The sequence below is a fragment of the Anaerosporobacter faecicola genome, from assembly GCF_012070565.1.
Lineage (GTDB): Bacteria > Bacillota > Clostridia > Lachnospirales > Lachnospiraceae > Anaerosporobacter > Anaerosporobacter faecicola.
Map to the genome: position 1 here is coordinate 150,795 of NZ_JAAQRO010000022.1, position 13,679 is coordinate 164,473.

Sequence of the window (13,679 nt, forward strand, 5' to 3'; positions counted from 1 at the left end):
TTCACTGAAATTATAGTATTGCGTCTACCGCCTTAATAATTAATATCTTTTCTCCTGGTCTTATGGTATCTTGCTCCATTTGGTTGATTTCTTTGATCTTATCGATTGTCGTATAATATTTCTTTGCAATGGTCCATAGAGAATCATTCGGTTTCGCAATATATGCTACGATACTTGGCATCTCTTGTAATTTTGAAAAATCAATATCTTGTTCTACTACTTCCGTGATAATTGGCTCCGCAATTCGTTCAAATACCATCGTAGCAAGATTGATTCCTGATTTCACTTCAATTTCATCACTATCAAGCAAGATTACACTGATCGATTCCAGATTTGGTTTTACGTCATAGTAGCAATGAGGGGTCATTTGTTTCACTTCAATCATCTGCGAGAATGGTATTACACCTTTAATCGAACTTAATGGCTTCCTATCATCATCTGATATATACATAACCTGTACTTCAATTACGCCATCAACTTGAAGTCCACCTTCCACTACTTGCATGTCATCAATCTTAACAGTTCCATATGCATTGCAGATTTGCATTATTCCAGGCTGAAGATCTGACTTCTTAATACGATCAGTAATTCTAGCTTTACTGTTATTCTTTACAAGAAGATTTTCATAATATGCTTCCTTATATGTCGGAACTGCATCCTTTGCAGTAGAGTACACATCACTTAAAATTTCTAGTTCTTCTTCTTCGTAGGCTTTGATATCCAGATTAAGTACAACTTCCAGATCAATTACTCGTTCTTCTCCATCTGCATCAGGTTTTACCTGAATATCTTTGCTATTAATGGTAATATCAATGTCTGGTATCATTTCCTCAAGACATCCATTACAGTCTACTGTTCCAGAGAATGGGACTTCTGTTTCTATGTATTGGATCGGATGTTCCTCATCTTCTGATGCATAGAGAACGAATAACATTAATTCTCCCTTAAGGCTAATCTTCTCATCTTGCATACGAATATCCATATTTCTTAAATCTACTTCAGAATACAGGATTTCGAATATATTTGGCTTATTGGAGGGGATTGATACTTCATCTTTAATACGGAAGGTATCCTTCTTGTTAACTGTTAACTGTGTTATATTCATCTGTTTTGTCTTACTTTGTAAGCTTTCATCACCTTCTACTGCAATTGCCGTTTCTTCATCATAAACATCTTCTGCTGCAAAAGAGAAGGCAACAATTGCTTTTACACTTACTTTTCTAGAATTGATTAAACCTGTATTCAAATCTTCTAGTTCCCACTTCACAATAATATTGTCTTCTGAACAAGCTTCATCCATATTGATTGTTTCTTCAAATGGTATTTCACCAGACAGATGATGTACTGGTCTCGTATCCTCTTCACTAATATAGAGAATATTAAACTGCAATGCACCTTTCACTGACAATTTACCACTCATAGGCTTCACTTCATAAATGATAATATTTCCTTGTTCCTTAATCATACTGGATATATCCGGTTTCACGTCTGGAACATTAAAATCATCATCTAATGTTAATTGAACACTACTTTTACATTTTAATTTATTCATGTGAATGTTCTTTTTTAGTAATTCCACTATAATCCCTCCTCATATTTTCATTGACCTATACGAAATTGCTTGGTTTTTCCGACCTATCACTAGAATCATATGTTGATGCTCCATTGAATATAACCCAAACTTCGTACAGACGAATACTTCCATGACAAAACTTCTTAATTAAAAACCACACGCTCTGCTAACTTTTCTAGCTTCACAACGATATAAGGATATGTAATAGCCTGCGTAACGGACTCTCCTTTTTCAGGTCCCATCAGATCTGTATCAATATAAATAGCATTACTGGTCAGATAAAGCTCATTTACCGCTATACTATAACCACCTGTTGGTTTCGCTCCATATCCTACAATAATATAGAGAGAGTCATCACTTTTGAATGTCATCTTAAAAGGTTCTGCCTTCTTTTCCTCAATCATCTGCATCAATTCTTCTGGTACACTGGCATATTCAACAACTGTAAATTCCAGATCTTTTATCTTCTTAATATCCGCTTTTTCTGATTTACAACCTGCTAACAAGGTTGTAAGCAATATACACAACACCAATCCGAGATAGCATATCCTGCTGCCTCTGTTCTTCCTGGGTCTCAACCATGTCCGCATATCTATTCTCCTAGACTTATCAGTTATTATATCTTATGTCAGAAAAGTGGAAAACATGCGTGGTTTTCCACTTTTTCCCTTTGTATTTTCTTATAGAAAGTATTTCGACACCCTCGTGTTAATAATAGCTTCAAAGTACACTTTGTTCTCGGTGCCGTACACTGTCAGCTTCAGCTGACATCTACCTTATGTGCAAGTGCGCATCCAACGAAAAAAAGCCCTTTCTCATCAAAATAGACAAGAAAGGGCTAAATCCAACCTATATAAATCGAATTTTACATACGATCGATCATTGCTAATACTTCTTTTCCTAATGCTGCTGATTTGGCATTCGCATCTTCTAATGATGTACCAACAACGCCATAATAGAATTTAACTTTTGGTTCTGTACCAGAAGGTCTTACACATAACCAAGCGTGGTCACTTAAATCATAGTATAATACATTAGAATTTGGTAAGCCAGTTGGTTTTACTTCCCCTGTGGCTAAATCCTTAATTGTATCTAACTTATAATCTCTAGCTGATAATACTTTGTATTCTCCAACACTGGTTGGTGTATTCGTACGAAGGGTATTCATAATCTGTTGGATCTTCTCTAATCCTTCAATTCCCTTCATTGTTACAGCCTGTACATCATCTTTATAATATCCATAACGATCATATAAGGATACGAGTGCATCCCATAGGGTCATGTTTTTTGTTTTATAGTAAGCCGCTGCTTCACAAAGAGCCATTGTTGCAACGATTGCATCCTTGTCTCTAGCATGTGTGCCAATCAAACAACCATAACTTTCTTCAAAACCAAACAGATAGGTTCCATTCTTATTGTTTTCAAAACCAAGAATCTGTTGACCAATGAATTTGAATCCTGTTAAGACTTCGATTAATTTAACATCGTAATATTCTGCAATTGCATCAGCCATATTTGAAGTTACGATGGTTTTGATCAACGCGCCATCCTTTGGAAGTTCGCCATCTCGTTCTTTTCTTTGGCTAATCTCGTAATCAGCAAGTAAGCATCCAGACATATTACCTGTCATAGAGATGTATTCTCCTGACTTTGTATCTTTTACATATACGCCAAGACGGTCAGCATCTGGATCGGTTGCTAATACTAAATCTGCATCTTTTTCTTTTGCTAGTTTTAAAGCAAGGGTAAATGCTTCTGCTGCTTCTGGATTAGGATAACTTACGGTTGGGAATTCTCCATCTGGAAGTTCCTGTTCCGGTACAACATATACATTCTTAAATCCAATTTCCTTAAGTACTCTTCTTGCAGGTATGTTACCAGTTCCATGTAAAGGGGTATAAACAATCTTAATTTGATCTGCCACTTCTTTAATACTGTCTGCATGAATTACTTGTTTCTTTAATTCTGCGATATAGGCATCATCGATTTCTGCACCAATTACTTCATATAGTCCCTCTTTGACAGCATCTTGTTTCTCCATAGTCTTTACCGTACTATAATCGATAACCGCTTTTACTTCTGCCATGATTCCATTGTCATGAGGAGGTGTAATCTGAGCACCATCTTCCCAATATACTTTGTATCCATTATATTCTGGTGGATTATGGCTTGCTGTTATATTAATACCAGCAATACAGTGTAATTTACGTACTGCAAAAGAAAGTTCTGGAGTTGGTCTTAATGATTCAAATACATACGCCTTAATTCCATTCGCACCTAAACAAAGTGCTGCTTCATCTGCAAATTCTGGTGACATACGACGAGAGTCATAAGCAATTGCCACACCACGTTCTTTATAGCCAGCTTTAATAATATAGTTTGCTAATCCTTGTGTTGCTTTGCGAACGGTATAGACATTCATTCGGTTGGTACCTGCTCCAATAATGCCACGTAACCCAGCTGTTCCGAACTCAAGATCCGTATAAAATCTTTCTTTGATCTCTTTGTCATCCTCTTTGATGGAAGTTAATTCTTCTTTTGTCTTTGCATCAAAATAAGGATTGTTTAACCATTCTTCGTATAACTTCTTGTAATCCATGTTCATCCTCCTATCATTCCTACTTTATAATCGTGTTCTTACTGCTCATAACTGGCGATTATAAAGTGGCGTGAAGGAATCGTCAGTACAAACAAGTTCTATTTTATCAGTAGACATTTTCTCTGAATTTTCGTAAAATTTTCGAACCGTAATGATTATAACACGTTATTACACAATTTTCTAGATTATTTTTTCGTTAAGCTTGGGAAGTTTAAGTATACGTCTTCTCCATCATCAGCAATGATTACTGGATAACTTACGGTTTCATACCCATCTGCTGCTAAGGATATGGTGTAACTGCCCACTTGTTTTGTAAAGTTAACCGGTGCTGTTCCCATTAGATCTCCATTCCAATAAACTGATACATCTGCAGGGGTCTGCACATAAATTTTATGTTCCGTATCAACAGAATTATTACTCGTATCAGAATTCTTAACCTCCTCTTCTAAGCTATCATCAGAAGAAGAACTATTATTCGAGCTGTTGGTATCCGAACTTGTGGAACTATTTGTTCCTGTTGAATTATTGGTATTCGTGCTTGTCGAGTCATCTGTTGCTTCTGGTGCTGGTTCAACTAGGGTGATAAAGAACTGCATACTTGATTCATCTACAGTGATCTTACCTGTATAGTCCTCATATCCACTTAACGTTACTGTTACTGTATATTGGCCATATTTCAATTCAATTGGTTGTGAATAATCCACTTCTTTTCCATTGATTGTTAGATCCGCACCATCTGGTATTACCGTAAATTCTACTTTTCCTACCTGTGGAGCTTCCTTACGGAATTCACCCATATCCACTACAATTTCTTCATCCCTGGTCACGTGAATCAATTTACTGCCTGTTAGTCCGTCATTTTCCATTGTAAGTCGGTAATCCCCTTCACGTACCACTACTAACATATCCTTTGAAATCTGGATCATGTTGTCATTTCCAATTTCAAGATTTCCCCCAATAAAATCATCATAATTTGAGAATCGAACATAACCATGCCCTTTTGTTACGATAATAGAATATACGTTACTTCCCACACCCTTTAAGGTTAACTCATCTTTTTCATTAAGATTGATCATATTAATGGCTTTTCCATCGCCTATGATCAATAGATTTTCATTATATTGATAATTCTGGTTTGCAATACTCATCATTTTCTTATCCGAATTGATCACAAGATTACTTACTTTTTTATATTCCCATGCGTCCTTTGAGATATTTATGGCTACCACATCATTGTTTAATAGATAATATACATCCACCAATTCCCCAACTGGAATCTGTGCCATGGTAATGACCTGGTCAAATTTGTCCTTTACATCGGTTGCCCCGTCGTAATATAAGTTAAGTTCATCATTTCCGTCAATACTATATAAGGTGATACTTTTCTTATCTGTGTCAATTGCTTTCACAACTGCAAATGCTTGTCGGTCATAGATTAAGGTATTCACCTCCGCAATGCCTGCACTTTCAGTAGTTGTTGTATTCTGTTTCTTATGTCCGCCTTTGGTATCTGCTTCTCCAGTAATCACAGTGATCACCAATGCAATCATTGCAACCAATATAACAAATGGTATGTATTTTCTATATTTATCAATCTCTTGTCCTTGTTTCTTATTCATCAAGGCATACACCTCCAATCTACCTTACATAATAAAGCATTCCCCAGCTATTGTAAACCTGATATTTGCACTATTTGTCGTAATTCATACATTTTACCGGATTATTGTTGTAAAAGAATGGAGCTATTCAAGACATAGAATTCTATGATCCGTTTTTTCATACTTGCAAAAGAAAGCAGATCTTTCCAACCACAAAAACAGGAGCGTCAAAATACCTCTTGACGCTCCTGTCACTATCTTAATTGTAATAAAAATGCATCTTTTCCATTTGCCTGATCCGATAGGTTCATTAACTTTTGTATATTCCTTCTTGGAACCCAGGATTTTCGTGCATTGTAATAGAAATTCGTTACTTTCCAGAACTTCTCCGGATACAACAACATTGCATAGAGTATCGTAAATTCCTCATCTGATATTCCCTTACAACGTGCATATTCTTCGATAATCCGGTTTCCAATTCGAATCTCCCAATTATTCTTTTCCATTACTTTACGTATGAAACAATACAGATCTAACATCTGTACGCCAATACATACTTTTTCAAAATTCGTTGTTGCAATTTGATCTTGTAACATTATGATATTATGATAGATATAATTTCCATGACACATGGTCATATCATTCACACATCCTGTTAAGAGTTTATCATATGCAGATTCCCCCAGAATTTCAATTGCCATCAGGCCTTGTTCATAAAACTGGTTATATACATTGAGAAAACATACTTCAAACTCATTCTTCTGTTTTTTATCTCGTATATAGCCTCTGACCCTTTTCAGTTCTCGATTATGCTTGTCAAACTGTACTCCTAAATTATAGATATACCTGGTTTTCTGTTCTTCAGATTCCACTTCAACATGATTCAAGTAGCGATGCAAATTACCCAAGTTATTTGCGGCTGCGGTAATTTCCTTTTCATCACGAAGATTGCATTCCTCACCATTAAACCAGCTCTTAATCACATATTTTGTGCCTAGGGAATCTTCTGTAATAAGCTCTCCATTCTGATTACGTAGATATAAATCGACATTTGTATAACCCGCTTTTTGTAGATGCTCTTTCACTGACTGTTCAAACTCGATCTTTGTATCTGAACCTTCATAGTTCCTATATAATTTTAAACCCTGATTGGTTTCTAATATATATGCACCCCTTACACGATATACATTTCGGATTGCCATATTATACTGCTTCCAGATTTCCTCATGCCTATCCTCCACAATTAGCCCTCCTAACCCATTCAATCCTTCACTAACGGATGTCTTTCTTGTTAATACTATGAAACAAGTGGGTATTATAGAAGTTGAAATTGGAAATAATTTAGAAACTCAATTTCTTCGCATATTCAATTAAACTCTCTCTGTTATTCTCTTCTGGTTCTTCCAATACGTGTTGCAAAATCTGTTGTAAAGCATCACCTAACGTTTTTCCTTGACTAAAACCAATTTCAATCAAATCTTTACCGGATATGGCTAAGTCCTTCATTCGTAAACATTGTTTTGCGGCTCGAATCTTTTTATATACCGTTTCTATGTTGTTCGTAAGCTGCAAACGCTCTTTGCAAGCATTTTCCGCATGCGCAATGGCATCTGCTTTCTTAACAAGGAATAATAGATCCATAAGGTCGACTCCAATGGTATTGATACATTTACGCAATGCTTTTTCTTCTATTGATAATGGATGATCATGATAACGGATTAACGAAGTAACGGTATCGATGGTATAATTGTCGAATTTTAAGTCGCGTAGAATTGTTTTTGCCGTCTTCGCACTCACTTCTCCGTGTCCATAAAAATGATCCCTCCCTTGCTCATCCGTCTGTTTTACAAGTGGTTTCCCACAATCATGAAGCAACATGGTAAAACATAAGATCATCTGCAATTTATGATCGAGACAGAATGTTTCCTGCTCTTTCGCATCATCGACATATGGTACTTGGGAGAATAGACTATGCATTGCTTCAACAGCTGCAATGCAGTGTTCTCCCACACCTAGATAATGATACGGAGAATTCTGTGTTGTCTCCATCATCTGATCAAATACAGGTAAGATGATTTTCGTAATTCCAAGTTGATAGGCATCAATCATTTTTCTTGGATGGGAAGAACATAAGAGTTTCTCAAGTTCAACACGAATACGTTCTGCACTTATATTATGAAGCGTCTCTGCCTTTTCTGTTATCGCCTGCTTCGTCTGCTCCTCAATGGTAAAATCAAGCTGGGCAGAGAACCGTATTGCACGAAGTATCCGAAGTGCATCTTCATCAAAACGTTCCCGTGCATTGCCCACACAGCGGATTACCTTCGCTTCCATATCCTCTAGTCCATGAAATTCATCAACAATGCCTTCCTGTTCATTATATGCCATAGCATTAATGGTGAAATCTCGTCTCTTTAAATCTTCCACAAGATCAGAAGTGAATGCCACATTTTTTGGATGGCGATTGTCTTCATATTCTCCATCAATACGATAGGTGGTTACTTCAAACCCTTCTTTATCTAACATGATTGTTACCGTCCCATGTTCAATCCCTGTATCAATGGTCCTACGAAATAAGCGTTTCACTTCTTCTGGTTTTGCAGATGTGGTAATATCCCAGTCTCCTGGTATTCTTCCTAGTATACTGTCACGTACGCAACCACCTACTGCATATGCTTCATGTCCATGGTCTGTCAATGTCTGAATGATCATTCTTACCTTATTTGGCATCTCTATTCTCATATGACTCTCCTTGCCGTACGTTTGAAATAACTTGTTTCTTAGTATGCTTTTCCCCAGTAAACAAGTGCTTTTGCTTTCTTACCACAGCAGATACAAGTATCACTGATATGCTCTTGTTTAAATGGCATACAACGAGAAGTTGCTCCTGTCTTTTCCTTGATTTCATCTTCACATGCTTGGTCACCACACCACATAGCTTTTACGAAACCTGGTTTCTTTGCAACTGTATCTGTGAACTCTTCCATGCTATGCGCTTCATAGGTATGAGCATCACGATGTGCTCTTGCTCTCTCTAACATATCATGTTGCATTGTTTCAAGTACTTCTGCTACTTTATTTTCTAATTCATCAAGAGATACAACAATCTTCTCTCTTGTGTCTCTACGTACGATAACAGCTTGATTTGCTTCAATATCTTTTGGTCCAAGTTCAATACGAATTGGAATTCCACGCATCTCTTGTTCACTGAATTTCCAGCCTGGTCCTTTATCACTATCATCCACTTTTACAGTAAATTGACTTAGACGTTCTTTTAATTCATTGGCTTTTTCAAGAACACCTTCCTTATGTTGTGCAATAGGAATGATCATTACTTGAGTTGGAGCAATTCTTGGTGGTAATACAAGTCCACTATCATCTCCATGTACCATGATCACTGCACCAATCAAACGAGTCGTCATTCCCCATGATGTTTGGTGTACATATTGTAATTTATTCTCTTTATCTGTATATTGGATACCGAATGCTTTTGCAAAACCATCTCCAAAGTTATGGCTTGTTCCTGATTGTAATGCTTTTCCATCATGCATTAATGCTTCGATGGTATAGGTTGCTTCCGCTCCAGCGAATTTTTCTTTATCTGTTTTACGTCCTTTGATCATTGGAATTGCTAGAACATTCTCACAGAAATCTGCATATAGGTTCAACATCTGAATCGTTCTTTCTTCTGCTTCTTCTGCAGTAGCATGAGCAGTATGTCCTTCTTGCCATAAGAATTCTAAGGAACGAAGGAAAGGTCTTGTTGTTTTTTCCCAACGTACAACGGAACACCATTGGTTGTATACTTTTGGAAGGTCACGGTAAGATTGAATAATATTCGCATAGAAATCACAGAATAATGTTTCTGATGTTGGTCTTACACATAATTTTTCCTGTAATGGTTCTAAACCACCCTGTGTAACCCATGCTACTTCTGGAGCAAATCCTTCTACATGATCTTTTTCTTTCTGTAATAGACTTTCTGGGATAAACATTGGCATATAGACATTCTCTACACCTGTTTCTTTAAATCTTGCATCCAATTGTTTCTGAATATTTTCCCAAATTGCATATCCAGCTGGACGGAAAATTGTACAACCACGTACACTAGAGTATTCTACAAGTTCTGCTTTCTTTACAACATCAGTATACCATTGTGCAAAATCTTCCTCCATAGAAGTAATTGCTTCTACTAATTTCTTTTCTTTAGCCATATCTCTTTCTCCTTTTTTGTGTTTAATTTGTTACATCAACCTAAGGTCTTTTCTGTTTTACTCTATTATTGACGTTATTCTACTGTCCTAATATAGTTTTTTAACGTAAACTCGCACATCAAAAACAATGTTTTGCGCATAAAACAAAAAAGCCCTTAAGTCCACAAGGGACCGAAAGGCTTCGGCGGTACCACCCTAATTAACAACCTACGTTGCTCTCTTTTATAATCTTTAACGCAGAAGATACGCCGTACTTTCATACGGAACTCCAAGGTAGGTTCTATAGCTGGAATAAGAAAAAGTCTCACCACTCTTTTTCTCTCTGTGTTATTCACCACTATATACTATTCCTCTTCACGGTCATAAAGTCATTGATTTTACAGACTTATTGTAACTTTGATTGTAAAAGAGATTTTTCATTTTGTCAAGCATGAGCAAACTCTAATTCGCTTCCTTATGAATAACGTCAATTTGATTAATGTTGAACAATATTACTATCATTCATACAACCAAACTTTAATGTTGTTCCCTCCTACTCAACTTCTGCGGTAAAGCCAATATCATCTAATTCTTCAATAGATTTTTGAACCACTGCCTCGTCTCCTTCAATGGTAACACTCTTATCTTCTAACGTTACCGTATGTGCAATTCCTGCATCACTTAACACCTTATCGATTCTTGCTACACAATGGTTACAGCTCATTTCTTTCACATGTAATTTTGTCATAAAATTCACCAGATCCCTTCTACTGTCTTCCAGCTTTGTTTTTATTTATTTCATCACCTTTTGTATTGTATTAACTAGTTCATCGATCACTTCGTCATTTCCTTCACGGATACTATCCACAACACAAGTTTTGATATGATTTCCTAGTAATACCTTATTGAAACTATTAAGAGCTGCTTGAACTGCTGATACTTGTGTGAGGATATCCACACAATATGCATCTCGTTCTAGCATTCCTTTAATTCCCCTTATCTGCCCTTCCACACGATTCAAACGATTCATAAGATTCCGAAATTCTTCTTCCTCTCGATGTTTTCGTTTTGTACAGCAACATTCCATACTACTTAAATCTTCCTGCGTATTCTCTGGTTTGTCCATCTTTGCTCTTCCCTCCTTTTGTATTGCGTATAGCAATTGTATCATTGGCTATCCAATTTCTTCATACGTAACCGAAGTGCATTTCCTACTACACATACGGAACTGAGTGACATTGCAAATCCTGCCAGCATTGGGCTTAATAACATATGATCTAGACCATAAAATACACCTGCAGCAACTGGAATTCCAATCATATTGTAAAAGAACGCCCAGAACAAATTTTCCTTAATATTACGAATGGTTAATTTACTTAAACGAATAGCTTTATATACATCACGAAGATCCGATTTCATAAGCACGATATCACCAGATTCAATTGCCACGTCACTTCCACTACCAATTGCCATTCCTATATCTGCTTGCACCAATGCTGGTGCATCATTGATTCCATCTCCGACCATCATAACAACATTGCCTTCCATTTGCAAGTTACGAACAACCTCTGCTTTATCCCCAGGTAATACCTCCGCTATAACATGGTCCACATGCACCTGTTCTCCAATATGCTCTGCCGTTCTTTGATTATCTCCTGTCAGCATATATACGGTTGCACCTAATTTCTTAATGCTTTCTATTGCTTCTCTACTGGTGCTTTTAATGGTATCCGCGACTCCAATCAAACCAATCAGTTCTTGATCCATTGCTACATACATTGGTGTTTTTGCTTGCATTGCAAGCATATTGGCTTGCTCTTCATAAGTCTTCATATCCACTTCGTGTTCTGCTAGAATTTTATCATTCCCAATCAAAATACTTTTTCCATTAGAAAATGTCGCTTCTACACCTTTTCCACTGAGATTTATAAAATCCTCTACTAGGTACTTCTGTTCTTGAATCCAGTTCTCCCAGTTATTTTCCTGTTTCTTTACCACTTTTGCTTGTCCTACAATGGCATTGGCTAATGGATGATCCGATGCAGCTTCAACCTGAGCTGCAATCATTAAAAGTTCATTCGGTGCATACGAATGGCTAATGAGGTCCGTTACCTGTGGTTTTCCATTGGTAATGGTACCCGTTTTATCTAAAACTACTGCTGTAACCTTATGGGTTGTCTCCAATGCTTCTCCACTTTTAATCAGGATTCCATTGCTTGCACCAAGTCCCGTACCTACCATGATTGCTGTTGGAGTTGCCAGACCCAGCGCACATGGACAAGCAATTACAAGTACCGACACAAAAATCTTTAATACAAATGCAAGTTCATAACCCATTAGCAGCCAGACAATTGCAGCGACAATTGCAATTCCCATAACCGTTGGTACGAAATACCCTGCAACTTTATCTGCAATCTTTGCAATTGGTGCTTTTTTCCCTTGCGCATCTTCAATGAGTTTAATGATTTTAGATAAGGTGGTATCTTCTCCTGTTCTTGTAATTCGCACATAAAGCACACCATTATAGTTTATGCTACCACCAATTACCTCATCCTCTGCCTGCTTTTCTACGGGAATACTCTCCCCTGTTAACATGGACTCATCCACACTACTGTTCCCTGTTGTAACAATACCATCCATGGGTATTTTATTACCTGGTTTGATGACAACAAGATCACCAACTTGTAATTGCTCTACAGGAATAATCTTCTCCTCATTATTGTGAATCAGACATGCCGTGTCTGGGGTAAGTTCTAATAACTTTTTAATTGCGCCTGAGGTTTTACTTTTGCTTCTTTTCTCTAGGAATTTTCCTAACATGATCAGTGTAATAACTACGGCAGCTGATTCATAGTACAGATTGTGAACTGCATGTTCAGAAGTCGGTATTCTAATCGTCATGACCAAACTGTAAAGAAATGCGCTTGTCGTACCGATTGCAACAAGTGAATCCATATTGGGATTTCCCTTTGCCAATGTCTTAAACCCGACTATATAAAAGTTTCGTCCTAGATATAAGATTGGAATTGTCAATATTAACTGAGCAAGTGCAAAATTCATTGGATGTTCCATACTGATCCACTCTGGTACATAGATTGGAAATGGTAACATATGCCCCATGGATAGATATAAAAGTGGAATAGCTAGAAGAATTGCACTGATCAATCTTCTTTTGGCACTTTCCAATTGCTCATCTTCCTCTTTCCGTGTATGATCCTCTGCCCCTTTTTCAATATCTTTTGGTTCAAAACCTGCTTTTTCAATCTTTGCTTTTATTGTATCAAGAGTAATCTGCTTTTCATCATACACAATCCTTGCTTTTGCTGTGGTTAGATTTACTTCACATGTTTCAACTCCTGCCTGTTTTCTTACGGTTCTTTCAACTCCACTACTGCAAGCTGCACAAGTCATCCCATTGATCTGTAGTGTAACTTCTTTCATTGTGTTTCTCCTTTCTGATGGTTTATCTCTATTCCTTTTATAAAGGGAAATTTTCCTTTCTATACCCCTAAGGGGTATATCCATCATAATCTATTCTCTACTATACGTCAATCACTTTTTTCACTCTTTAATCATTCAAAACACATTGTTATATTACGGTTGTTTTTCTATATACAATAGGACATATTTCCCATCTTAACTAATTTCGATTACATTCACCCTTTATTGACTTTTTACATTATTATTTTTATACTATACATATGACAACAGGGCCA

Annotated in this window: 10 protein-coding genes and 1 other annotated feature; all 10 genes read right to left on the reverse strand. The window is 36.8% G+C overall.

The window, feature by feature from the left end; all coding sequences use genetic code 11:
• Positions 1-10: 10 nt before the first annotated feature.
• The 10 genes from HBB17_RS08880 to HBB17_RS08925 all read right to left on the reverse strand — a co-directional run bounded on the left by HBB17_RS08880 (position 11) and on the right by HBB17_RS08925 (position 13,404).
• Positions 11-1,579: a DUF3794 and LysM peptidoglycan-binding domain-containing protein gene (locus tag HBB17_RS08880; RefSeq protein WP_167957123.1), complete on the reverse strand. Its 1,569-nt coding sequence runs from the start codon at positions 1,577-1,579 to the stop codon at positions 11-13.
• Positions 1,580-1,716: 137 nt separating this feature from the next.
• Positions 1,717-2,163 carry a protease complex subunit PrcB family protein gene (locus tag HBB17_RS08885; RefSeq protein WP_167957124.1) on the reverse strand — a complete coding sequence of 149 codons (447 nt, stop codon included), beginning with the start codon at positions 2,161-2,163 and terminating at the stop codon, positions 1,717-1,719.
• A gap of 275 nt (positions 2,164-2,438) precedes the next feature.
• Positions 2,439-4,172, reverse strand: coding sequence for a phospho-sugar mutase (locus HBB17_RS08890; RefSeq protein WP_167957125.1), 1,734 nt, complete (start codon positions 4,170-4,172; stop codon positions 2,439-2,441).
• 185 nt (positions 4,173-4,357) lie between these two features.
• Positions 4,358-5,791, reverse strand: coding sequence for a PEGA domain-containing protein (locus tag HBB17_RS08895; RefSeq protein WP_167957126.1), 1,434 nt, complete (start codon positions 5,789-5,791; stop codon positions 4,358-4,360).
• Between the two features lie 233 nt (positions 5,792-6,024).
• A complete protein-coding gene (locus HBB17_RS08900) occupies positions 6,025-7,011 on the reverse strand; it encodes a CotS family spore coat protein (RefSeq protein ID WP_167957127.1) in 987 nt (328 codons plus the stop codon).
• 100 nt (positions 7,012-7,111) lie between these two features.
• Positions 7,112-8,512 carry a CCA tRNA nucleotidyltransferase gene (locus HBB17_RS08905; RefSeq protein ID WP_167957128.1) on the reverse strand — a complete coding sequence of 467 codons (1,401 nt, stop codon included), beginning with the start codon at positions 8,510-8,512 and terminating at the stop codon, positions 7,112-7,114.
• A 38-nt stretch (positions 8,513-8,550) separates the two neighbouring features.
• A complete protein-coding gene (gene proS / locus HBB17_RS08910) occupies positions 8,551-9,984 on the reverse strand; it encodes a proline--tRNA ligase (protein ID WP_167957129.1) in 1,434 nt (477 codons plus the stop codon).
• A gap of 163 nt (positions 9,985-10,147) precedes the next feature.
• Positions 10,148-10,351: a binding site (T-box leader), on the reverse strand.
• Between the two features lie 165 nt (positions 10,352-10,516).
• Positions 10,517-10,711 (reverse strand): heavy-metal-associated domain-containing protein, encoded by a 195-nt coding sequence (locus HBB17_RS08915; protein WP_167957130.1) that lies wholly within the window; start codon positions 10,709-10,711, stop codon positions 10,517-10,519.
• 45 nt (positions 10,712-10,756) lie between these two features.
• Positions 10,757-11,089, reverse strand: coding sequence for a metal-sensing transcriptional repressor (locus tag HBB17_RS08920; RefSeq protein ID WP_207717336.1), 333 nt, complete (start codon positions 11,087-11,089; stop codon positions 10,757-10,759).
• Positions 11,090-11,130: 41 nt separating this feature from the next.
• Complete coding sequence (locus tag HBB17_RS08925; RefSeq protein WP_167957131.1) at positions 11,131-13,404, reverse strand: heavy metal translocating P-type ATPase; 2,274 nt, start codon at positions 13,402-13,404, stop codon at positions 11,131-11,133.
• Positions 13,405-13,679: the final 275 nt, after the last annotated feature.

What these genes read in the sequence shown, in the direction of transcription:
- HBB17_RS08885 (WP_167957124.1), bottom strand. Translation starts at nt 2,163, where the DNA reads ATGCGGACATGGTTGAGACCCAGGAAGAACAGAGGCAGCAGGATATGC.
- HBB17_RS08920 (WP_207717336.1), bottom strand. Translation starts at nt 11,089, where the DNA reads ATGGACAAACCAGAGAATACGCAGGAAGATTTAAGTAGTATGGAATGT.
- HBB17_RS08915 (WP_167957130.1), bottom strand. Translation starts at nt 10,711, where the DNA reads ATGACAAAATTACATGTGAAAGAAATGAGCTGTAACCATTGTGTAGCA.
- HBB17_RS08895 (WP_167957126.1), bottom strand. Translation starts at nt 5,791, where the DNA reads ATGAATAAGAAACAAGGACAAGAGATTGATAAATATAGAAAATACATA.
- proS (WP_167957129.1), bottom strand. Translation starts at nt 9,984, where the DNA reads ATGGCTAAAGAAAAGAAATTAGTAGAAGCAATTACTTCTATGGAGGAA.
- HBB17_RS08925 (WP_167957131.1), bottom strand. Translation starts at nt 13,404, where the DNA reads ATGAAAGAAGTTACACTACAGATCAATGGGATGACTTGTGCAGCTTGC.
- HBB17_RS08890 (WP_167957125.1), bottom strand. Translation starts at nt 4,172, where the DNA reads ATGGATTACAAGAAGTTATACGAAGAATGGTTAAACAATCCTTATTTT.
- HBB17_RS08905 (WP_167957128.1), bottom strand. Translation starts at nt 8,512, where the DNA reads ATGAGAATAGAGATGCCAAATAAGGTAAGAATGATCATTCAGACATTG.